This is a genomic window from Paenibacillus sp. CECT 9249 (assembly GCF_918697855.1).
Classification (GTDB): Bacteria; Bacillota; Bacilli; order Paenibacillales; family Paenibacillaceae; genus MSJ-34.
In genome coordinates this window covers 1-20,910 of record NZ_CAKKLI010000009.1, presented here as the reverse complement: position 1 = coordinate 20,910, position 20,910 = coordinate 1, and the positions used below count along the sequence as shown (strand labels likewise).

Below are 20,910 nucleotides of genomic sequence, written 5' to 3'. Positions count from 1 at the left end.
TAGGAAGGGGGTAACGAATATGAAGGCGATGAATGTTTTCGCTTGTTTGTTCTTATCGCTGATTGTTTTCATTCCCGGCGCCTCGGCCAAGGCCGCAGAATCATCCCAAAGCTCCGGCAAGGAGGCCGCTCCTTATCGATTGCTTATTTACTACGGAATTCCCGAGCAAGTTAACGATGCGCAGGAGGTAGAGAAAGCCGCAGGCATATTCGCGCAATACGACTATATTGTATTCTCGGCGGGGCTTGAGCAACCGCAGCATAAATACTCGGCATCGACGCGGGAGATCATGGCGGGGATCAAAAAGTTGAACGAGAATGCGCGCATTTTCGGATATGTGGATTTGGGGGTCACAACGAAATATAACTATACGAAGGAACAACTTGCGGAACGATATCGGCTGTGGGCGGAGATGGGAGCGGACGGGATCTTCCTGGACGATGCCGGGCATGATTTCGGAGTGAATCGCGAAAGGTTGAATTACGCCGTGGAGACGGTGCATTCGCTAAGTATGTCGGCATTCGTTAACGCATGGGATCCGGACGACGTATTTGCAGACCGGATTGACAAAGAGATGAACCCGGACGGATCGCCAACCGCTCTCGGGGCGCAAGACTATTTTTTGATCGAAAGCTTTTTAAAGCCGACCGATATCGGCGATCCTAACAGCGACAGCGCGTATGGCAGCGGTTTTCAAAAGAGAATCGACAAGCTGCTGGAATACCGAAAAACATACGGCACGAAATTGCTGTCCGTCAGCAAGATCGATTACCAATCGCTCTCCAAGAACGATTTGCGCAAGTTCTTTCGCATGAACGAAGCCGCGGCGGGCGTTTTCTCCCTGGACGGATACGGAGTCGCAGCCTGGGATTACAGCGCGGGCACCGTCAATCGGAATGTCGTGGAGCTGTTTCCATACTTTGAAAACTATATGAATTATTATAAGATGGATGCAAAATATAGGAAATTAACCGGGGGATCCGATTACCAACGCAACGGTTTTCGATTGCATTCCGAAGAAGGGGAGCATTTCTACAACATCCCCGAGCTTTACGGCAATATGAAAAAGGAAGAAAAAAAATAGCCGGCGGCAATTGTCGAATCCGGCAGAACGGTCATCACGCTGTTATGGGAACGAACCTGTCTCGCATGAGAGTATAGCGAAGGGCAAACGTTAGATGCTTTTTTTCCATTGCTCGTACCAATCGGTTACCTCCTTGCCCGGTTCGATTCCCAGTTCCTCTTTTAAATTGGCGCACAGTTGCAAGTATTGCCTCATCACATCCCGATAATTGCCGAGTTCCGCATAAATTTTCATCAAACCGAAATATCCTTCCTCGAAGTAAGGACATTTCTCCTGTATGGTGATATATAACGGCACAGCGTCCGCGTATTGTTTGGCGGCAACGTAATAATCGACGACTTGCTTGGCGTGATTCAGCCACACGATACGCAGACGCTCCTGTTCCCCTTCCGCCCAAATATAGTTATGCTCCGCCAAGTAATCGCCCTTGTACAATTCAAGCAAACTTCGGTGCAATTCGATCGTCTCCGGAGCGGGAGACGGCGCTTGGCGCACCCCTTTTTCCCATTCCTCCGTATCCAGTTTCATCTCTCCGATTTCAAGCCGGTACCCCTCGTCCATATATTTGAGTATAATGGGAAGTTCCTTCTGCTTAATGACCTGACGAATCTGATAAATGGTCGTATGTAAATGGGCGGACGTTTTCTCTGCGTCATAGCTCGGCCATAGCAACTCCACGATCGATTCCTTGCGCACTGTCTGGCCGCAATGATGAATCAAAAACGCAAACAGTTCCTGCGCTCTGGACGTCCGCCATTGAAAGGATTGGGGCTCGCGATTCTTGTCGGCATAATGCAAACTGGACAAGCAGCATAACATCAATTCTCCCTGATCGGAGTCGGCGGGTTTCTCATTCCCAATCCGTTTGCCGAGCCGCTGCATCGTCTTGCCAAGTCGGTTGGCACTAACCGGCTTGAGCAAGTAATCGAGGGCGTTCAATTCGAACGCTTCAACGGCGTATTCGTTAAATGCCGTAACGAATACGATGTGGAGATGGGGTTGGATCTGCAACATCCGTTCCGCCAATTCCATTCCTCCGATCTCCGGCATTTCAATGTCCAGAAACGCAAGATGCAGCGTTTCCCGTCTAGCCAACTCCAGCGCCATGCGCGGATCCTGAAACGAACCGGCCAATTCAATCGCCGGCCCGTCCCCTTCCCGTTCCCGCAACAGCTTTTCCATTCTACGCAAAGCCAGCGGCTCGTCGTCAACGATGATCGTCTTCACGCTCTACCTACCTCCTTCTACTCCTTACGGCAATGTTAGCAGATTCGGTCTCGTTTTTTGTCAGATAATGCTATTGTTACACGATACCACGTTCCAAGACAAGGGGGATCGGACGAAATAATCATTCTTTCGCAGTACAAGGAGGAAACGCCTCAAATTTGTCGAAATAAACATTACTATGTCAAAACGAAAACTGTTACTAATAACCGGCATCTTTATTCTCCTCCTCATCGCTATGCGAGTTGGCTGGTTGCACTTGCATAAAACGCCGGATCATCCGGCGGCGGTTCGGGGCGTATTGGATTTGCGGGATTGGGTCTTTGACAATCGGCAAACCATTACGTTAGACGGAGAATGGGAGTTTTATCCTAATCAATTCATCTCTCCGGGTTCAGACAGCCCTTCCCCGCCGTCTTCCCAAACCTATATTCAAATTCCCGGGGATTGGAGTCCGGCATTTCCGGACGACGGCCGCGCTCCTTTAGGCTTCGGATCGTACCGGCTTCGCATCCTGATTGGAGAACTTAACGGACAGACGCTTGGATTTCTAGTCAATGAAATTCAGATTTCGTCCGAAATGTATGCCAACGGGAAACTGCTTGCGAGAATCGGCCAGCCAGCGGAACGGGCGGATCGGTATACTGCGAAGAATACCTCCTACACGGCCGCTTATACGCCCGATTCGAACGAGATTGAACTCGTCATCCATGTCGCCAACTTCGAGCGCACTCGCAGCGGCGGTATTGTCCGTTCGATTAAGTTCGGGTTGCAAGCCGCTACGGATAATGAAAGGCTTTATGCCGTCGGGTTTCAATTAGTCACGATTATCGTCTTGTTGCTGCATGGCGTATACGCCGCCATCTTGTATTTGTTCAATCGGGGGCAGAAAGGGCTCATTTACTTTTTGCTGCTGTTAATATCCGCCGCCCTCAGCGTTTCCGCCGATGACGATAAGCTGTTGCTCATCTGGCTGCCGCTGAGTTATGCATGGCATGTCAAAGTTACGATCGTTTCCTATGTGCTCACGTCGGTATTCATGCTGAAACTGATCATGAACCTTCTTTGGGAAAATCGGGACAGCAAGCTGTTGCGCTTGTACTCGATAGCAAGCGGGGCATATGTGCTTCTTATTCTATGCTCCCCGCTGTCAGTCGTATTTTTAACCATAAAGATTTATATCTTTTCACTTATTGTGCTTGCACCGGTTTTCGCGATTCCTTTTATCATTTATCAAAGAATGAAGCGGAAAGATAACGATGCCATCTTTTTGTTGTTAGCCGCCGCCAGCATTACTTCGAGTTTATTAGGGGGATCGTTCAAAGGTCGGGGATGGATCGATACTTCTTTCTATCCGATCGATATTTTTGCGGCGATTCTCGGATTTGCCGCTTACTGGTTCAAGCAATATTTCCGGAAAACCGAGCAGACCGCCTCGCTTGCCGAACAATTGCAAAGGGAAGTGAAGTGGAAGGACGACTTTCTGGCGAATACTTCCCACGAACTGAGAACGCCGCTGCATGGCATGATCAATCTTGCGCAAACCGTCGTTCATCGCGGGCAGCATACGCTGCACAAACAAAATATCGAGGATTTGAAATTGCTGATTACGATCGGACGCCGCATGTCGCTCATGGTCGACGACCTACTCGATTTGTCGCAGCTTAAAGAAAATAAAATCGTATTGGATCGAAAGGAAGTGCATGTCCAGGCCGTAGCCTCCGGAGTAGCGGACATGCTCCGGTTTATGGTTGAAGGCAAGCCGCTGCGGCTGACGATCGATATACCGAAATCGTTTCCGCCTGTCTCCGCCGACGAGAAAAGAATGATCCAAATCTTGTTCAATCTGCTGCATAATGCGATCAAATTCACGAACGAGGGAACGATCTCCGTGCGCGCCGAAGCGCGTGACGGCATTGCTTATATTCATGTCGCCGATACGGGGATCGGGATTGATGAAGAAACGAAACAGAGCATTTTTCTCCCTTACGAACAAGGAAATGCCGACAGAAGCGCGTCCGGGGGAGGAATCGGACTCGGGCTGAGCATTTGCAAACAATTGGTGGAATTGCACGGCGAGACGCTGCATGTTGAGTCCACATTAGGGGCAGGTTCGGTCTTTACCTTTACGCTGCCCATCGCCGCGGAGTACGTTCGGGAAGAAGAAGAGCCGCGGAACGAACCGGTCGAAGCCGAATCGTCCGAAGCGGAAGCGACGCCCGCTTCCGAACAGGATCCCGAGGCGGCGGACCAAAGTGCGGCGAAGCCGCGGATTCTGGCGGTAGACGACGATCCCGTCAATCTGAAAATATTGCGCGATATACTGTCCCGGGACGAATATTATATCGAGACGGCGACGAGCGGCAATGAAGCGATATCCAGGCTCAATGACGGACAGTGGGATCTTGTGATCGCCGACGTCATGATGCCGAATATGTCCGGTTATGAACTGGCCCGATCCATCCGGAAGCGCTTCTCCGTCTCGGAGCTTCCCATTCTGCTCCTTACCGCCCGCAACCGGTTGGAAGACGTTTATTCCGGGTTTCTGTCAGGGGCCAACGACTATGTAACCAAGCCGGCGGACGCCTTGGAATTGCAGTATCGGGTACGGGCGCTGAACGAAGTCAAGCAATCGGTAAGCGAAAGACTCCGAATGGAAGCGGCATATTTGCAAGCGCAAATACAACCGCACTTTTTGTTTAATACGCTCAATTCGATAACCGCCTTAAGCGATATCGACACGCAGAAAATGAATCGCCTGATCGACGCTTTCAATTCTTATTTGAGGATCAGCTTCGATTATTGGAATGCGAAACGGCTCGTTCCGATTGAGCGCGAGCTTGAGCTTGTCCGTTCCTATTTATATATCGAAAAGGCCAGATTCGGAGAAAGGTTGACGATCCTCTGGGATATCGATCCGGACATCCTTCTGCAGCTCCCTCCGCTCACGATTCAGCCTTTGGTAGAGAATGCGGTGAGGCACGGCGCATTAAGCCGTTCCGAAGGCGGAACCGTTCTAATTCGAATGAAGGATCTTCGCGACGGCACGGAGTTTATCGTTGCGGACGACGGAAAAGGGATGAACGAGGACAAGGCGCGGCAATTGTTGGATAGCGCCGAGTGGAATCAGCAGGGCATCGGGATCCGCAATACGGACCGGCGATTGAAGCAAATGTACGGTACGGGCTTGACGATCCGAAGCAAACCGAATGAAGGAACCAAAATCTCTTTTATCATTCCGAAGTAACAAACATTGATATTTATCGCATCAAATACGGCGAGGCTGTTCGGGCAAATGCGCGGACAGCCTCTTCGATATGCGCGAACGGAAGCGGCCATTCGCGCGATCCCTTATTCGATATGCCGCAGAATCATCGTTTTTATTTTCGGGTTCAAGTCATCAGGCAGAAGGTGTAAAGGATAGTAACGCAATTCGATCGATTCCACTCCATCCGCCTGCAAATTCCCGCCGACAATGTCATGCGTCGAATAAACGATCGTAACCGCATACAATTCATCCCCGTTCTTCAACTTGACGAATTGATCTTGGCCTGACGCGACGCCGACCAATTTCATCGTTCCGACGCGCAGGCCGGTCTCTTCCAGCACTTCCCTTCGCCCCGTCTCTTCCGTCGATTCGCCAAGCTCCATCAAGCCCCCGGGGACGGCCCACCTGCCGCTTGTCTTCCGTTGCAGCAATAACTCGCCGTTCGGATTGAATATGAATACGACGACACCGACAAGAATTAACGGCCTATGGCCTACAACGGCTCGCAAATCTTCGACATATCCCATGAGTGCTCCCCTTCATGTTTCCCGTTTTTTCCACAATGCGAACGGATCGCTCGCGAAAGCGCGCTTATCCATCCGTCTTAGGTGAATATCGCGCTCTTCCTTCGGAAGAGCAATTTGTTCGTATACGTATTTCGTGCTGAGGCCGATCTGCGCCGCGTCTTCTTCCGTATAGGAATAGTAAACGTCCTTGATATTCGCCCAGTAAATCGCGCTTAAACACATCGGACACGGTTCGCCGCTGGCAAAGAGCACGCAATCGGACAAATCCGCCGTTTGCAGCGCACGGCTCGCCGCGCGAATCGCCTGCATTTCCGCATGCGTCGTCGGATCGTGGGTCTCCATCACTTCGTTGACGCCCGTCGCCACAACGTCTCCGTCTTTTACAATGACGGCGCCGAACGGTCTTCCGCCCTTCTCCTTTACGTTTTCGCATGCCAATTCGATCGCTTGGCACATATATTCATGACGATTCATTTCGCCTTACCCTCCTGTTTCGCTCCGGATCGGATTAGAATGTGTAACCTTTCCTTCATTTTTCACACAATCCGATCGTTCTACACAGCCGGCCTGCAACAAAATAAAGCAAGCCGGTTCCACATTCGAAACGCGGTTCCCCATCTCCAAGCACTCCGATAAAAATTTTTTTCAAGCGGTACCCCCATAAATGGACAGCTTGTCTCGTAATAATAAATAATAACCATTTATCATATGCGGCTACCGATTCATTCGAATCTTGGATTAGAACATTTACTTGAGAAAATACCGTTTTGAAAGGAGAAGATGAGATCATGGGAAGACGAAGATCGCCGAATCCTAGACTTTGCAACTTGGAAGGCTGCAACGAACGGCATTATGCCAAAGGCGTATGCAAACGCCACTATCATCAGTTCAGACGAATCGAGGGCAAACAATCCGACCGGGAAGACATGAAAAAACTTCAGGCGACGTCATAAGCAGTCGGCATGCCGGGAATGCGTCTTTAGACCTATGAACGTTCCCGGCGATACGCCATCCGTTGGCTATTTAGGAAATAGTCGACCTGTCCCTTGTCGCTCGGAACGATCATCCGTTCGTTGTGAAATAGAATAACAAGCACCGGCATTGCATCGAAAAAGGCTGCGGATCTGAGAGTTCATGAAAACTCTATATGGTGATTGGGACGGCAACTGTCCTTGGCAATACAAGTCCTACATTTCAAAGGCGCTTTGCGCGGCGCTTTGGCTTGGCGCTTACGAAACTGGTAATCGTTATTGGACTCAAAATGAGGACTTTCCCATCCTAATGAAAGTACGTATCGCTATTCATTGGAAATCGGCCGTTTTACCGCCGATTTCCCCTCATTAGCGTGTCCTAGTTTCGTTACACCGGCAAGAAGAACATTTACAGGCTATTAGCGTGAATACGTTTCGTTAGCCCGCCCGACGGATCGTCAGCCGGCTACGGTCTGATGAAATGGACTCTTATCACAGGCTTCGCTGCGGCAATAGATCTAAACGAGGTGTAAAAGAGCTCCTCCACTGCAGATTTTGAATAAAAGGGCCTGACGATTCACTGTACATAACTTTGATAATCTGCGAGAGGCCGCATAATATATGCGAAAAATCGTACACAATGTGCGGCGCACGGGTTGAATTCGTCGATTTTATTCGAAATTTCATACGCAGTACGCGATTTGAGCACCGGTTCTGCGAATTGTATCCGAAAAATCGTACAATGTGCGCGTACGGTCGAATTGCGCGGATTTGCACGCCGATCCTGATCGACTGCCCGTTTGCGGTCTTAGCGGCAACTCGATCCACTGCCGAAATCACCCAACGATGATCTATTTATCCAATCTTTCGATCGTTCCGTCTTTATATCCTACATACACTTGCCGGGCCATGCCGACGAACAAGCCGTTATCGACCACGCCCGGGATGCCGTTCAATTGCCTATGCAATGCGGCAGGGTCTTCGATCGTGCCAAAATCGCAATCCGCAATATAGTTTCCGTTATCCGTTATATAAGGGCCGCCGTCTTGCCGCCTTAGGACCGGCGTGCATCCGAGTTGCTGTACGTTTCGCAACGTGGCCTCCATGCCGAATGGAACGATTTCCACAGGCAGCGGAAAACGCCCCAGCGTCTTCACGATTTTGGACTCGTCCGCAATGACGATAAATCGGCGGCTGGCGGCGGCGACGATCTTCTCCCGGAGCAACGCCCCTCCCCCTCCTTTGATCAGGTTCAGGTCCGAATCGACTTCATCTGCCCCGTCGATAGCAATATCGAGATCATCGATCTGGGAGAAGCCGCTTAGCGGTATCCCGAACTCCCGGGCCAACGCCTCCGATTGTTTGGACGTGGCGATCGCCTTGATCCGCAACCCTTCCTTCACCTTCTCGGCGATTTTCCGGATCGCCCAATATGCTGTCGATCCCGTGCCCAGCCCTATCTTCATGCCGTCTTCGATTTGTTCTACAGCCGCTTCGGCCACCCGCTGTTTGGCATCCATCGCTCATTCTCCTTTAGCTGATCGCTTAACGGTTTTATTATACCAAACTTCGCATGTTTCGCATCGATTCGTCATAGGCATGGGAGAAGAATGTATGGATCGAGGGATAGGGATGAAAAAAATCGGGGTATGGATCCCGCTCGCGCTGTTGCTCGCCGCTGCGTTTGCCTATCTGGGCATGACGATGAATCAAGAAGCGGCGGCAAGCACCCTGTACATAGACGAATCGATTCGCATCGATATCGGCGCGAATACGGCGCCGGCCCATTCGATGCAAGAGGTCGAATTTATCGTCACCGTGTCGGACGTGGCCGGCGTACCGGTCGGCGGGCAAGATCTTCAAGTCGTATTATCGATGCCGGGCATGTTCTGCGGCTCTTTCCCCGCCGTCGTTACGGAGCGGGAAACGGGGACGTATGCCGCTGTCGGCGTGCCCGTCATGCGCGGAAGATGGCAGGCCGAAGTTCGGGTTGACATGGGCGGCAAACAGGTTCGAGTCGGCCATCCTTTTCAAGTGGTTTCATAGGCGCCGCCCTTGCCGCTCACCATAACCACGGATGTACGGCGGGAATCCAGCCGTTTGCGCTCAATCCTTTCATAACGGATAGCGTTCCCATCGCGAAAGCCAGTATGATGCCGGCTTTATTCAGGCTCTTCCTCCACTTTTTGCGAATGCTTCCGGCCGACAGCGCGGTGAAGACCAAGACGGGAAACGTAGATAATCCGAAAATCAGCATGATGAGGCCTCCGTCCGTCCATGAACCGGCTGCCGCCGCTTTCATTTGCATCGCATACGTTAACCCGCATGGAAGAAATCCGAGCGTCAATCCGGTCAGAAAGACGGCCGGAAGTTCGTAACGCTCGCGCAAGCGGCCAATGAAAGTTTGCGCGCGGCTCATTCCCGGCAATCGGATGCGCGAAAAGGGCAGCGAATATTTGCGAAATGCCCATAACAAGATAAAAACGCCTCCAAGCATGCTGGAGAAACCTTGAATTCCGACAAAAAGCCCCGCTGCGTTGACAAAGGAGCCGACAGCCCCCATAAAGCAGCCGATCGCCCCATAAGTAAGCACTCTTCCCATATTGTAAGCCAGCGCGGTTTGAAGCGAAGAGCTTCCGGAGCTTAATGCATACGAGGCGACGATGCCGCCGCACATGATGAAGCAATGCGGCGCCCCGGCCAATCCCGACATGGCGGCCATAATCATCTCGTTACCGGTAAGCGTCGCTCTCTCCCCCCTTCAATTTGAATCGTTGCAGCCTGAGCGCGTTGGATACAACGAGCACCGAGCTAGCCGCCATCATGACGCAGGCGATTTTCGGATCTAAAAAGCCGAAGGCGGCGAAAGGGATCGCCCCCACGTTGTAAAGCAGCGCGAAAAATAGGTTTTGCCGAATATTGCGCATCGTTTGCCGGCTCAACTTCATCGCTTCCGCCATGCTTGCAAGCTTATTGGTCACGAACACCATGTCGCCCGCCTGCATGGCGGAATCCGTTCCTCCGCCCATCGCAATGCCGATATCCGCCGCAGACAATGCCGCGGTGTCGTTGATCCCGTCCCCGACCACCGCGACGATGCGGCCTTTCCGCTGCAGCTTGCGCACATATTCCAGCTTATGTTCCGGGAGCATCTCCGCATGCCAGCGGCTTATCCCCGTTTCAGCGGCCACCCGCTCCGCCGCTTGACGGCGATCTCCCGTTATCATCTCTACCTCTGCGTAGCGCCCGATATCGCGTACGGCAGCCGCGGCATCCGGTTTGATCCGATCCGACGCCGTCAGCTTGCCTGCCCAACGGCCGTCGATCGCCACGTAAAGCGCCGTCGAACCGTCATCTTCGCCGCTATCCGCTTCGTTCACAATGACGCCGTTCTGCCGCAGCCATCCGCGGCGCCCGATCATTACGTTCTTGCCTTCGACGACGCCTGCCATGCCGTTGCCGGGTATTTCCCGCACTTCCGCGGCATCCGGCACGATCAGGTTGGATTTGCGCGCCGCGTCCGCGACCGCTTGTGCCGCCGGATGTGCGGAATATTGTTCGACCGCCGCCGCCAGGCGAAGAAGGCGCGACTTCTCCCCCTGTAGGGAATAGACCGTTGTAACCGCCGGCTTTCCCTCCGTCAGCGTCCCGGTCTTATCCAATAATACGGAATCGACCCGATGAACGATCTCCAAGGCGCGTCCTTCCTTGCACAAAATGCCGGATTTGGCCGCGAGTCCCGTCGAAATCAATATCGATACAGGCGTCGCCAAGCCTAATGCGCACGGACAAGCAACTAGCAATACGGCCATCGCATGCTGCAGCGCCGCTGTCGGATCCGCGCCGTACCAGCCCGCGAAAGTGATCGCGGCACAGACGATCATGACAGGCACGAATACGGCCGCAACCCGATTGACTTTGCGCGCAATGAACGGCTTGCCGGCTTGCGCCTGCTCCACGAGAGCGATCATGTTCGCCAGTCTCGTTCCCTGGACATCGGTCAGCGCCTTGATGCGCAAGCTTCCGTTCACGCTGCGCGTGCCGCTGTATACGCGGTCCCCGGCCGCTTTGGCGACCGTTCGGCTCTCGCCGGTCAACATCGACTCGTCCACGTCCGCTTGGCCCGAGACGACCACTCCGTCCGCGGAAATCCATTCGTCCCCCCGGACGAGGACCAAATCGCCTGCGCGAAGATCGCTTGCCGCAATCCACTCCTCCGCTTGCCGGCGAAGTACGCGGATGAGCGGGACTTGCAGCCCGTATAGCATGCGAAGATCTTTCAAAGCCTTTCTCTTGGCGACGGATTCCAAATATTTGCCGAGCAGCACCGCCGTCATTATCATGGCGATCGTATCGAAGTAGTACGTCTGATGTTCCCCCGAATGCGAATGATCGGGGCGCATCACGAGATAGTGGCTGTAAAAGTAGGCCACCGAGGTGCTTAATGCGACCAAAACGTCCATATTGGCCGAACGTTGCTTCATCGCTTGGAAAGCTCTGTAGTAAAAAGGAAATCCGATATAAAATTGAAGCACGGTCGCAACCAGCAATTGAAACAAAGCGGATTGAAAGAGCGCCGGCGTCCACACTTCCGGCACAAAAGGAATATGGCTCGACATGGCCCAAAAAAGCGGGAGCGACAGTACTGCCGCGGCGATAAATCGATTGCGGTATAGCTGCACTTCGTTCTCGGACGACGAGTCCGCATCGAGCCGCTCGTCCTTGGCGCCGTATCCGAGCTGTTCAATTTTCTGCATAATTCGTTTTGCTTCGATGAACCGGGGATCGTAGCTGACGGCCGCTTGCGCCAAGGCGAGATTGACCGACGCCGTCCGAATCCCTTCTGTCCGGTTCAACGCTTTTTCAATTCTGGCGGAACATGCCGCACATGTCATGCCTGTAATTTGAAGCCGTATCGTTTTCATTGCCGATGCCTTCCTCCCCCGCTTGTCTAGATGGAGCGCGCAAGCGGCGCCAAATCGATTTGTCCTTTCATTGTATGATTCGAACCGGACAAACAGACTGGTTGGGAGGAGTGAAATATCAAGTCAATCCGCTACTTGTACTTGGCTATCATCTCGGAAAGCTTGTTTACAATATTGTCTATCAATTCCGACGGCTCCTTCACCGTCGCTTCTTTGCCTAATCCGATGAAAAAATCGGCGAGAAACGGAAGGTCATTTTTCGGAATACCGCCTTCAGTTGTTCGTTCAGGCCGAAAAATTTCCGTCCTCGTTCAACGGATCTTTGTTTGTTGCACGAGCGTAAAGCTTGTACAATATATATCCGGCAGAGGCGCCGATGGCGTTGAGAATAAGATCGTCGACATCCCCGCTTCCCGCACGCAGGAAAGTTTGAAGCGTTTCTAAGACGACGATGGCGACCGCGAAACGACCCAAGAATGGGAAATAGGTTCTGCATTTCGGAAAGACGACCGGCATCGCGGCCCCAATCGGGACGAATACGCCGATATTGCCGATGATATTGATCGCCCATGTTCGGAAGGTGATAGATTGATAGTGCAGGAAATAGTCCGATATGGTGCGCAGCGGAATCAAGTTGTAACTCAGATCGCCGGATGAAAGCGCGGTACGGCCGAATCCGACGAACATCCAGTAGAGCAGGCAGGCTCCGTATCCGATCAAGATGATCCAGGCGGCCAACCGAACCAAGGCGCTTCGTTTTTCGCGATTCATATGTATCTCCTTCCTTTTCTACCTCGCATTATACTTCATTCCAGCAGCGTTCGCTTTCTTTTTTGAATTAATCAATATTTTTCTTTATAATGTAAGTAACGAGGTGCATTCATTCCTACGCCATAGGAGGGGATTGCGTTGAGCAAAAGCGATACGAAGAAAGAAGCGTCTGTAAAAACACGGAAAGCCATCGTTCATCTTCTTAAGCAGAACGGCCCGATGGATGCGGTTGCTCTCTCATCCGAGCTGAATGTAACCGGGATGGCCGTGCGCCAGCATTTGTATCGGCTGCAGGAAGAACGGCTCGTCGATTACGACGAAGAGAGCCGCCCGATGGGCCGGCCCGCCAAGCTGTGGCGCCTTACCGCCGAAGCGGCCAGGCTGTTTCCCGACGGATATATGGATCTTACCGTCAGTTTGATCGATTCGATGAAGGAGGCTTTCGGGGAGGCGGGACTGGAGAAATTGTTGGAAGTTCGCAACAAAAAAATGCAGGATCAATATGCCGTCCAATTAGCCGGCACAGAAGGAATCAGAGAAAAGCTCGAGATTCTGGCCGATATCCGGACGAATGAAGGGTATATGACGGAAATCGCAGAGCATGAAGACGGAGACTTGCTCTTCGTTGAAAAGCATTGCCCGATATGCGAGGCGGCAACCGCCTGCACCCAATTGTGCCGGAACGAATTGAACCTGTTTCGCGCCGTCATGGGAGACAAGGTTCATATCGAACGAAGCGAGCATCTGCTGTCCGGCGGCAGCCGCTGTGTTTATAAAATCACGAAATAAATCATTTCCGCACGCTTTTGACCCAGAATCCGCCATGCAGTTGACTCGGTTCCAACGTAACGACGAACGCTTTCGGATCGATCGATAAAATGAGTTTATATAAACTGCGCTGGTTTTTCCGTTTGGTCAACACTTCTAATACTAACCGGTCGCCGTCTCTGCCGCGGCCGACCCACGACGTTACGCCGTACCCTTCGTTCCGCAGTTCATTCGGCATCATGCCGGCGATATCGTTCGTGATCACTTTCAACGTGACGTAACCGAGGGCGATTTTCCCTTCGATCCAAGAGCCTACGAGCACGCCGAGCGCATAGCCCGCCGCATACACGATGAGGCTCAGCACATGGTCCAAATATTGCAATACCATATTGAGGCCGAGCACATAAATAATGATTTCAAGCGAACTGATGGCGGCCGCATAATACTTTTGACCTTTCAACGTTAGAATCATCCGCAGCGTAAAAAACGAAACATACACAATTTGAATGACGAAAATCGTCGCCAATATGGAAAACATCTTCTGTCCCTCCTGTCTGATCCATATCGAACCCGTTACTATTCGATCCGCTTGCCCTATCCTTTCTTTCCATCATGCCATAATTTCAATCTGTTAACAAATTTGACAAAGCCTTCTTGATATATTCGTAGATTTTCCCGTCCATTCCAAACGGTGCCGCTTTTTTGGAACCATATATTTCCTTCGTTTCATGCTTGTCGCATTCACTGTCATTATATACCTCCCATACCGGCAAAAGAAAGCGCATAAGACGAGCCGCCGCCGATCGGCGGGATTCGTCAACGCAACAAAAAAACACACCGCCCAAAAATAACGGTGTGTTCTCCTCTATTCTATCGTTGCAAACGATTCGGAGGCCAATCCGGTTTGCTGGTCTTCAAGCATGCGCAGATGAAAATCGTCATGCAGGAAAAAATGCGATTGCGCCGCAAAATCGGCAGCGGTAACCGCATGCAAACGGCCGATACCTCTTGAACCGTATACAGCAATGAAGATCGCCTCCTTCTGTCTCTAGCTTAAAGTTTCCCCTTAGAGGAGTGTCAAGCTTCCGCAGCAATTTATTTCCCTTCCGGGTCAAGCCGACACGTCCTTTTTCTTGAGTCTGCGAACGGCGATCAGGGAAACCGCCGTCAGGAAGAGGGTATTCATCGTCAAAAATAGAATCGTATCGGCCTGTGTCAACCGATCCTGGCTTATTGCGCCCATGCCGATCGTCAGCAACGAATGGGGGAACAGCATGCCGAGCTTCGCGACGTACATGCCTAATCCGATCAACGCGGCGCAAATGCTGATCCCGATCGGAACGGCAAAACTGCGGATGACAAGAGACAGCCATAATTGTACGGCGCTAATCGTAACGGAAGCCAGCCAGCCTCTCGCGATCCAACCGAACGTTTCGGCCGGGAACGCCCCAGTCAAACCGAATAATTTCCCCGCGCCATAATAAAGCAGCGCAAAGAACAATTGCACAAGGAAAACGAGCGCCGCAACGACGATTAATTTGGCAAGAAACAGATAGGCTATTCGGACGGGAGCCGTCATGATCATATTCCAATTTTTGTTCAAATGCTCGAGTCTGCATACGTAAGCGCAGCAAATAGCAATGAGGACAGGCAAAAAAAACTCCCCGTAAAAGAGGCTCGCTTGCGTCCACAAGCTGTACCATCCGTTATGCAATACGCCTTGATTCATATAATAATTGGCGGATCCGATCAAAACGCTAATCGCGGGAAGCGCCGTCATGATCAGCCAAATATGGGAATGGCGCAATTTCAACCATTCGGCGGAAATGCATCTTTGCAGCATAATGTACCTCCTAGTGAATATCTTGCCTGGATACGTGAACGCTTCCGGCAATATAGACGGCCGCTCCCATCAATAGGACCGAAGCTGGCAGGAACGCCACGATCTGACGGGGAACGAACTCCATCGTTTCATTAACAAAATTGTAAGTTACTGGGCTTAGCCCCGAATAATAGGACCAAATCAATATACGGCGCACCGCAGCCGGGAATAAATCGGCCGTCATGCCGATGAATCCCCCGATCATCCCGAGGCACAGGCCGAACGCTTGATTTTTCACGGCAAGCGATATCCACTGCTGCAATGCGATAACGACCGCATTGGTCAGCATCGTGCCGGCCAGCAGCTTGAACAGTTCGGAGAACGGAACAGGCATGCCGAACCCGCTCACGGCGCCAAATCCCGCAATCGCGGCCATCTGTGCGATAACGGCAAATAGCAGCAGTATGCAGGCGCAAGCGTATTTGCCGAAATATAGCCGGTGTCGTTTGAGCGATGCGGCCGTCAGCAGCTTCCATGTATTGCCTTTATGTTCCATATCGCAGAGGCGGGAAACGACCACAGCCGCAATGAGCGGAAGAAAAAGGCCGTTCAAGGATGCGATGATCACGAGCGCACCGTCCCACCCGGAACTGTCCGGATTGCGCGACATCGACTTGCTGACGGACAGGAAAGCCCAGCCGATTTCCACGGATAGAAACATCGAGATCATAAGGAGCAGCCGTTTGCGCCGCAATTTGTAAAATTCCAGCATGACCGTTTTCATTACAAGCTTCTCTCCCTTCCCGTCAGTTCTAGGAAGATGCTCTCCAAACTTTTCTGGCGTTCTTCGATTCGGATGACATCGATGCCTGCGCGAATGAGCGTCCGGTTCGCTTCGGCGATCTGCGGATCTCCGAGTCCTTTCAAGGTCAAATAGTCTCCGTTTGCCACCGGCGAATATCCTTGGCCGAGCAGCAGCCTTTCCGCCGTTTCGTTGTCTTGCGTTTTGATGGCGATATGCGCTTCGCTCCGGTTGCGCAGCTGATCCATGCCGCCCTGAAACAGCAGTTTGCCGTCGCTAATAATGCCGACCGAGGTCGCGACTTGTTCGATCTCCGCCAGCATATGGCTGGACAGCAATACGGTCATGCCGAAGCGTTGCGGCAAAGATCGTATCAGTTCGCGAATCTCGCCGATCCCCGCCGGATCCAATCCGTTGGTCGGCTCGTCCAGGATCAACAGCCTCGGGAAAGCGAGCAGCGCCATCGCGATGCCAAGCCGCTGCTTCATGCCAAGGGAATATTGCCCCGCTTTTTTATCCTTATGATTTTCCAAACGGACGATTCGCAACGCCTCGAACACATTCCGATCCGGAACGTTGCGAAGGCGTTGTACGACGCGCATATTCTCCAGTCCGGTGAGATGGCCGTAATAAGAAGGCGACTCGATAAGCGATCCCGTTTGGCTCAAAATCGAGCGGCGGTTTTTTTCAAATTCCTTGCCGAATAGGATCACTTGGCCGCCTGTAGGCTTGGCGAGACCCAACAGCATTTTCAGCGTAGTGGATTTGCCCGCTCCGTTCGGGCCGAGGAAACCGTACACGTCCCCTTCGTATACGGTTAAATTGACTTGATCGACCCGGCATGCGCTCCCGTACCGTTTCGTAAGGTTGCGGGTGGATACGATCGTGTTCATGCGCTTCACTCCAATCGGTTACTGTAATAACATTGCCTGGTTTCAGCATAAAGCCGCACCCCTACTTGTAGCTGACGGCAACCTTACGGTAACCTTAAATATGCGAAATCGGGGCGGATTGGGTGGAATCGCCGTACACGCCTTGTATAATGGAAATGGGTGAACGCTATGCAAAATATAAAATATAGAAAAGTCGTCATCGTCGACGACGAACCGGAAATCCGCCGGATAATCGACGGCTTTTTGCGCAAAGAAGGATTTTCCCGCATCTTTCACGCGGGAAGCTGCGAAGAAGCTTTGGCGATATGCCGCTCCGAGAAGCCGGATATCGCGATTTTGGATATTATGCTGCCGGACGGCGACGGCTTCTCCATATTGTCGTCTATTCGCCGATTCTCGCAGATGCCGGTGCTCTTCCTCTCGGCGCGAGGCGAGGATGAAGATCGTCTGCTCGGGCTCGGGCTCGGTGCGGACGATTATATGGTCAAACCGTTTTTGCCGCGCGAACTCGTCCTCCGGCTTATGGTCATTTTACGGCGCACATACGCTTCGCCGACGGTTGAACGACAGCCGGTCTTCAAGCTTGGCGGGCATATCGTCGATTTGGAAGGCGCCGTGGTGCGCAGCGATCAAGGCGAACAGCCGTTAACGGCCAAAGAACATGCCCTGCTGCTGAAGCTTTATGAAGACAAGGGACGGATCGTGACGAGCGACGCGCTTTGCCAAGCGGTATGGGGCGACGATTATTTCGGATACGAGAACACGCTGATGGTGCACATTCGGCGCATCCGCGAAAAAATCGAGACGAATCCCTCCGCCCCTCAATATTTGATTACCGTAAGAGGGCTGGGCTATAAGCTGATTGCGAAGGAGGGGTGAAGATGGACGGAACCGCCCGTATTTTACGCCGATTCGTGGGAGCGACGATCTTAACGTCGGTTGCGCTTCTCATTGTTAATTTCATCATTCTCGGGGTATGGATATTCGGAGGAATGAATGGCAGCCATTCCCCTAGCCAGGTCGTACGGAACGTTGCAGAGGGTTTGCGATATAACGGCAGCTATACGCTCGATAAGGAAGCCGGCAAGCTGCTAAGGCAAAACAACGCATGGGCCATGCTGCTTGATCGCGACGGGCGGGCGGTGTGGAGCTTCGACATGCCGGACGAAGTTCCTCGCTCCTATTCTCTTGCCGATGTGGCCAAGTTTTCCCGCCATTATTTGCAAGATTATCCCGTTACCGTATGGGAGCGCGATGGCGGGCTAGTAGTCGTCGGATTTCCGCAGGACAGCGTCGCCAAATACCAGTTCAGCTTTCCGGTGGAATGGGTAAGCGGCCTGCCTTTCCGTTCCGCAGTCCTCGTAGCCGGAAATCTGGCGCTGACCCTCCTCTTATCGCTCTTCATCGGTTCCCGTCTGGTCAAATCGATCGCCCCGCTCATTCGCGGAATCCACGCCCTCGCCGAGGAGCGGAGCGAATATGTCGAGCCCAAAGGCGTATTAAGCGGGCTGGCGGCCAGCATCAACAATGCTTCATTATTGATGCAGCGCAAAAATGATAAGTTGAAAGCGAGAGACGAAGCGCGTTCGAACTGGATATCCGGCATATCCCACGACATCCGCACGCCGCTGTCCATCATGCTCGGGTATGCAAGCGAACTGGAAGAGAGCGAGGCCGTTCCGCCGGAACAACGGCATAAAGCCGGTATCATCCGGCATCAAGGAGAAATGCTCCGCTCGCTGGTCAGCGATTTGAATTTGGTCTCGATGCTGGAATACGAGATGCAGCCGTTACATTTGAAACCGATCCGATTATCGGCGCTTGTCCGTCTGATCGCATCCGAGTTTCTGAACCGGGGATGGGATGACAAATATACATTGGAATGGATCGTCCGGGACGAGCAGCTCAAAATCTACGGCGACGAGAAGCTGCTTGTTCGCGCCTTGGCCAATCTGATGCAGAACAGCATAAATCATAATCCGAACGGCTGCCATATCGTTTTGGAAACGAAGGGAGACTGCGAGGTCGGCAGCATCGTCGTTTCCGATGACGGAAAAGGCGTGCCTGCCGGCGATATTCCGGAGCTCTTGGAACTTCCGTATTCGTCCAAAAGGAAGCGTCCGGCGCAGAACGGCCATGGGCTCGGCTTGCCTATGGCGGCAAGCATCGCCAAAGCGCATCGCGGCCGGCTTATCGTGACGAGCGATTCCGGGGAAGGATTTCATGCGGAAATGGTTCTGCCGATCTTGAGAAACTAAACGTTGTCCGGCGTGCTCAAACATTCGTTTTCCCCCGTCTTCTTATATTCGGTTGCAGGGTGCTGCTTTATTGCCGGCTTTTTGATCGTGCTTCCTCTTTATCCGTGAACGGTCGATTCCGCACGAGCATAACGGGACTGCCGAGTTTTTGCTCGGGCAGTCCGCCCCCGCAATCATTAAACAACCGTTACATTTTTTAAATCCGCTTTATAGCCTTTAAGCAGTGCGTAAGTCAGCTTATCCATCGTCGCTCCGTCAAAAACCGTCTTCGCCACATCCGTTTTAAACGAGACATTGGTCAGCGTGGCGTTGCGGAACGTCGTATGCTTCAATTCCGCATGATCGAACACGGTGCCGACGAACGTCTGATGATCGAAGCATACGCCGGACAGGTCGGAATAAGTGAACCGGGTCCCGTCAAAAATGCATTGCTCGAAGCTCGCGCCCTTCAAATTCGATTTCACTAGCTGCGCGCCCGTCAGATTGGCGCGATTGAAGATCGCATCTTGCAAATTGCTTCCCTTGAAAGAGGCGTTCGTTAAATCCGAATGACTGAAGTCGGAGCCTTGAAGATTGCTGTAGTTAAATCTACCGTCATGAATGCTTACCGACTTCAAATCCGAGTTCGCCAAATCGCTTTTTGAAAAATCCATTACGTTCATAAGTAGTCTCCACCTTTTCATTTTATTATGATTTGCTTATCGCAACCTAACATCGTTAGCCAAACTAACAATGTTAGATTATAATATCCGTTTTATTTTGTCAAGGGGAAAAACAAAAAAACCTCTCAAAAGAGAGGGTTGTTTGTTAGATCGATACGCATGTTGTATAAAATGCAACATTGTTGGAGGATAAAAGGCAGACCGCCCGAACATGATGTACTATATACAACATAATCGCTACGCAAAGACTATTTTCCCTTTGTCTGTCCCCGGAATGTTGTAAAAATTACAACAATGGCATCAAAAATGCATGGAAAATCGATAAAATGTTGTATTTTGTACATCATCCCAAGCATAAGAATCGATGCTTTACCTCTTCATCAATGGCGTTGCATTGAGAAATTGCTATGCGGACCGTACGACCGTTATTTTGCGTCAAAACCGCTTATTCGCTGTTTCGGCGGACATTGGTTCCGTTATCCGTTCATCGCAGGGCTTATTTTTACGCTTTTGCCGCGAATAAAGGATCGCCTGTCCGCAAACTGGCCGAAATCGGGTCGTTTGTCACAATTAGCGTCTCCTGTGTCCGCGAACTTGGGGAGCAGGGGCGGTAGAAGTTAATGCAACGCCAGTGCAGGATTCTTCTCTTAGCTCCAGGCCGAACACTCGGACGGCCCCCCCATCGACCGGAACCAAATTCATAATCGTCCGAATCGTCGTCGTCTTTCCAACTAAAAGTACAAACTAACGATGTTAGATTTAAACTAACATTGTTAGACTATAGCGAATATGTTATACTTGCCAAGTAAAGTCCAGCGGTAAGATGTCAAGCCCCTGATTCATGAGAATTGGAAATTTACTTTAAGGAACAGGTCAATGAGTCAGGAAAAAAGACAACACCAAACTAAACCCAGTTCAAAAATCGAGTTTTTACC

20 protein-coding genes and 1 pseudogene are annotated in these 20,910 nt (G+C 51.8%); 8 read left to right on the top strand and 13 right to left on the bottom strand.

Features of this window, described 5'->3' with window-relative positions:
• Nucleotides 1–19 precede the first annotated feature (19 nt).
• Nucleotides 20–1,084 (top strand): hypothetical protein, encoded by a 1,065-nt coding sequence (locus LQ229_RS09500; RefSeq protein ID WP_230191578.1) that lies wholly within the window; start codon nucleotides 20–22, stop codon nucleotides 1,082–1,084.
• Between the two features lie 90 nt (nucleotides 1,085–1,174).
• Here LQ229_RS09500 and LQ229_RS09495 read toward each other — a convergent pair whose 3' ends face one another.
• Nucleotides 1,175–2,311: a response regulator gene (locus LQ229_RS09495; protein ID WP_230191577.1), complete on the bottom strand. Its 1,137-nt coding sequence runs from the start codon at nucleotides 2,309–2,311 to the stop codon at nucleotides 1,175–1,177.
• A 178-nt stretch (nucleotides 2,312–2,489) separates the two neighbouring features.
• Between LQ229_RS09495 and LQ229_RS09490 the strand changes: the two genes are divergently transcribed.
• Nucleotides 2,490–5,555, top strand: coding sequence for an ATP-binding protein (locus tag LQ229_RS09490; RefSeq protein WP_230191576.1), 3,066 nt, complete (start codon nucleotides 2,490–2,492; stop codon nucleotides 5,553–5,555).
• A gap of 104 nt (nucleotides 5,556–5,659) precedes the next feature.
• On the opposite strand, the gene LQ229_RS09485 is transcribed toward LQ229_RS09490, so the two are convergent.
• Nucleotides 5,660–6,103 (bottom strand): NUDIX hydrolase, encoded by a 444-nt coding sequence (locus tag LQ229_RS09485; RefSeq protein ID WP_230191575.1) that lies wholly within the window; start codon nucleotides 6,101–6,103, stop codon nucleotides 5,660–5,662.
• A 12-nt stretch (nucleotides 6,104–6,115) separates the two neighbouring features.
• The gene (locus LQ229_RS09480) at nucleotides 6,116–6,577 is read right to left on the bottom strand and encodes a nucleoside deaminase (RefSeq protein WP_216538137.1); all 462 of its coding nucleotides are present in this window, start codon (nucleotides 6,575–6,577) and stop codon (nucleotides 6,116–6,118) included.
• A 314-nt stretch (nucleotides 6,578–6,891) separates the two neighbouring features.
• Between LQ229_RS09480 and LQ229_RS09475 the strand changes: the two genes are divergently transcribed.
• Complete coding sequence (locus LQ229_RS09475) at nucleotides 6,892–7,056, top strand: hypothetical protein (RefSeq protein ID WP_216538136.1); 165 nt, start codon at nucleotides 6,892–6,894, stop codon at nucleotides 7,054–7,056.
• Between the two features lie 869 nt (nucleotides 7,057–7,925).
• Here LQ229_RS09475 and rpiA read toward each other — a convergent pair.
• Entirely contained in the window at nucleotides 7,926–8,594 is a 669-nt protein-coding gene (gene rpiA / locus LQ229_RS09470; RefSeq protein ID WP_216538135.1) for a ribose-5-phosphate isomerase RpiA, read from the bottom strand.
• A 94-nt stretch (nucleotides 8,595–8,688) separates the two neighbouring features.
• Here rpiA and LQ229_RS09465 point away from each other — a divergent pair, with 94 nt between their 5' ends.
• Nucleotides 8,689–9,120, top strand: coding sequence for a FixH family protein (locus LQ229_RS09465; RefSeq protein ID WP_216538134.1), 432 nt, complete (start codon nucleotides 8,689–8,691; stop codon nucleotides 9,118–9,120).
• Between the two features lie 16 nt (nucleotides 9,121–9,136).
• Here the strand turns inward: LQ229_RS09465 and LQ229_RS09460 are convergent, their stop codons facing one another.
• From LQ229_RS09460 to LQ229_RS09450, 3 genes are all read right to left on the bottom strand, one after another.
• Entirely contained in the window at nucleotides 9,137–9,802 is a 666-nt protein-coding gene (locus LQ229_RS09460) for a sulfite exporter TauE/SafE family protein (RefSeq protein ID WP_230191574.1), read from the bottom strand.
• A gap of 4 nt (nucleotides 9,803–9,806) precedes the next feature.
• Nucleotides 9,807–11,999 carry a cation-translocating P-type ATPase gene (locus tag LQ229_RS09455; RefSeq protein WP_230191573.1) on the bottom strand — a complete coding sequence of 731 codons (2,193 nt, stop codon included), beginning with the start codon at nucleotides 11,997–11,999 and terminating at the stop codon, nucleotides 9,807–9,809.
• A gap of 285 nt (nucleotides 12,000–12,284) precedes the next feature.
• Nucleotides 12,285–12,770: a VanZ family protein gene (locus LQ229_RS09450; RefSeq protein ID WP_230191572.1), complete on the bottom strand. Its 486-nt coding sequence runs from the start codon at nucleotides 12,768–12,770 to the stop codon at nucleotides 12,285–12,287.
• A 138-nt stretch (nucleotides 12,771–12,908) separates the two neighbouring features.
• Between LQ229_RS09450 and LQ229_RS09445 the strand changes: the two genes are divergently transcribed.
• Nucleotides 12,909–13,559: a metalloregulator ArsR/SmtB family transcription factor gene (locus LQ229_RS09445; RefSeq protein WP_230191571.1), complete on the top strand. Its 651-nt coding sequence runs from the start codon at nucleotides 12,909–12,911 to the stop codon at nucleotides 13,557–13,559.
• A 1-nt stretch (nucleotide 13,560) separates the two neighbouring features.
• Here the strand turns inward: LQ229_RS09445 and LQ229_RS09440 are convergent, their stop codons facing one another.
• The 5 genes and pseudogenes from LQ229_RS09440 to LQ229_RS09420 all read right to left on the bottom strand — a co-directional run bounded on the left by LQ229_RS09440 (nucleotide 13,561) and on the right by LQ229_RS09420 (nucleotide 17,055).
• Nucleotides 13,561–14,076, bottom strand: coding sequence for a DUF2179 domain-containing protein (locus LQ229_RS09440; protein WP_216538129.1), 516 nt, complete (start codon nucleotides 14,074–14,076; stop codon nucleotides 13,561–13,563).
• Between the two features lie 327 nt (nucleotides 14,077–14,403).
• Nucleotides 14,404–14,529: pseudogene (locus LQ229_RS09435) on the bottom strand (MerR family transcriptional regulator); the annotation flags it as partial.
• A gap of 120 nt (nucleotides 14,530–14,649) precedes the next feature.
• Nucleotides 14,650–15,378, bottom strand: coding sequence for an ABC transporter permease (locus tag LQ229_RS09430; RefSeq protein ID WP_230191627.1), 729 nt, complete (start codon nucleotides 15,376–15,378; stop codon nucleotides 14,650–14,652).
• 13 nt (nucleotides 15,379–15,391) lie between these two features.
• Nucleotides 15,392–16,144, bottom strand: coding sequence for an ABC transporter permease (locus tag LQ229_RS09425; RefSeq protein ID WP_230191570.1), 753 nt, complete (start codon nucleotides 16,142–16,144; stop codon nucleotides 15,392–15,394).
• On the bottom strand, nucleotides 16,144–17,055 hold the full coding sequence (locus tag LQ229_RS09420) for an ABC transporter ATP-binding protein (protein ID WP_230191569.1): 912 nt from the start codon (nucleotides 17,053–17,055) through the stop codon (nucleotides 16,144–16,146). The genes LQ229_RS09425 and LQ229_RS09420 overlap by 1 nt, the downstream gene beginning before the upstream one ends.
• Nucleotides 17,056–17,223: 168 nt before the next feature.
• Here LQ229_RS09420 and LQ229_RS09415 point away from each other — a divergent pair, with 168 nt between their 5' ends.
• Both LQ229_RS09415 and LQ229_RS09410 read left to right on the top strand, forming a co-directional pair.
• Entirely contained in the window at nucleotides 17,224–17,934 is a 711-nt protein-coding gene (locus LQ229_RS09415; RefSeq protein ID WP_216538126.1) for a response regulator transcription factor, read from the top strand.
• A 2-nt stretch (nucleotides 17,935–17,936) separates the two neighbouring features.
• A complete protein-coding gene (locus tag LQ229_RS09410; RefSeq protein WP_230191568.1) occupies nucleotides 17,937–19,313 on the top strand; it encodes a HAMP domain-containing sensor histidine kinase in 1,377 nt (458 codons plus the stop codon).
• A gap of 176 nt (nucleotides 19,314–19,489) precedes the next feature.
• On the opposite strand, the gene LQ229_RS09405 is transcribed toward LQ229_RS09410, so the two are convergent.
• On the bottom strand, nucleotides 19,490–19,975 hold the full coding sequence (locus tag LQ229_RS09405) for a pentapeptide repeat-containing protein (RefSeq protein WP_230191567.1): 486 nt from the start codon (nucleotides 19,973–19,975) through the stop codon (nucleotides 19,490–19,492).
• Between the two features lie 407 nt (nucleotides 19,976–20,382).
• On the opposite strand from LQ229_RS09405, the gene LQ229_RS09400 reads away from it, so the two are divergent.
• Nucleotides 20,383–20,589: a hypothetical protein gene (locus LQ229_RS09400; protein WP_230191566.1), complete on the top strand. Its 207-nt coding sequence runs from the start codon at nucleotides 20,383–20,385 to the stop codon at nucleotides 20,587–20,589.
• The last annotated feature ends 321 nt before the right edge of the window (nucleotides 20,590–20,910 follow it).

What these genes read in the sequence shown, in the direction of transcription:
- rpiA (WP_216538135.1), bottom strand. Translation starts at nt 8,594, where the DNA reads ATGGATGCCAAACAGCGGGTGGCCGAAGCGGCTGTAGAACAAATCGAA.
- LQ229_RS09500 (WP_230191578.1), top strand. Translation starts at nt 20, where the DNA reads ATGAAGGCGATGAATGTTTTCGCTTGTTTGTTCTTATCGCTGATTGTT.
- LQ229_RS09455 (WP_230191573.1), bottom strand. Translation starts at nt 11,999, where the DNA reads ATGAAAACGATACGGCTTCAAATTACAGGCATGACATGTGCGGCATGT.
- LQ229_RS09440 (WP_216538129.1), bottom strand. Translation starts at nt 14,076, where the DNA reads ATGTTTTCCATATTGGCGACGATTTTCGTCATTCAAATTGTGTATGTT.
- LQ229_RS09465 (WP_216538134.1), top strand. Translation starts at nt 8,689, where the DNA reads ATGGATCGAGGGATAGGGATGAAAAAAATCGGGGTATGGATCCCGCTC.
- LQ229_RS09405 (WP_230191567.1), bottom strand. Translation starts at nt 19,975, where the DNA reads ATGAACGTAATGGATTTTTCAAAAAGCGATTTGGCGAACTCGGATTTG.
- LQ229_RS09480 (WP_216538137.1), bottom strand. Translation starts at nt 6,577, where the DNA reads ATGAATCGTCATGAATATATGTGCCAAGCGATCGAATTGGCATGCGAA.
- LQ229_RS09415 (WP_216538126.1), top strand. Translation starts at nt 17,224, where the DNA reads ATGCAAAATATAAAATATAGAAAAGTCGTCATCGTCGACGACGAACCG.
- LQ229_RS09410 (WP_230191568.1), top strand. Translation starts at nt 17,937, where the DNA reads ATGGACGGAACCGCCCGTATTTTACGCCGATTCGTGGGAGCGACGATC.
- LQ229_RS09475 (WP_216538136.1), top strand. Translation starts at nt 6,892, where the DNA reads ATGGGAAGACGAAGATCGCCGAATCCTAGACTTTGCAACTTGGAAGGC.
- LQ229_RS09490 (WP_230191576.1), top strand. Translation starts at nt 2,490, where the DNA reads ATGTCAAAACGAAAACTGTTACTAATAACCGGCATCTTTATTCTCCTC.
- LQ229_RS09450 (WP_230191572.1), bottom strand. Translation starts at nt 12,770, where the DNA reads ATGAATCGCGAAAAACGAAGCGCCTTGGTTCGGTTGGCCGCCTGGATC.
- LQ229_RS09460 (WP_230191574.1), bottom strand. Translation starts at nt 9,802, where the DNA reads ATGATTATGGCCGCCATGTCGGGATTGGCCGGGGCGCCGCATTGCTTC.
- LQ229_RS09485 (WP_230191575.1), bottom strand. Translation starts at nt 6,103, where the DNA reads ATGGGATATGTCGAAGATTTGCGAGCCGTTGTAGGCCATAGGCCGTTA.
- LQ229_RS09420 (WP_230191569.1), bottom strand. Translation starts at nt 17,055, where the DNA reads ATGAACACGATCGTATCCACCCGCAACCTTACGAAACGGTACGGGAGC.
- LQ229_RS09425 (WP_230191570.1), bottom strand. Translation starts at nt 16,144, where the DNA reads ATGAAAACGGTCATGCTGGAATTTTACAAATTGCGGCGCAAACGGCTG.
- LQ229_RS09400 (WP_230191566.1), top strand. Translation starts at nt 20,383, where the DNA reads ATGCGGACCGTACGACCGTTATTTTGCGTCAAAACCGCTTATTCGCTG.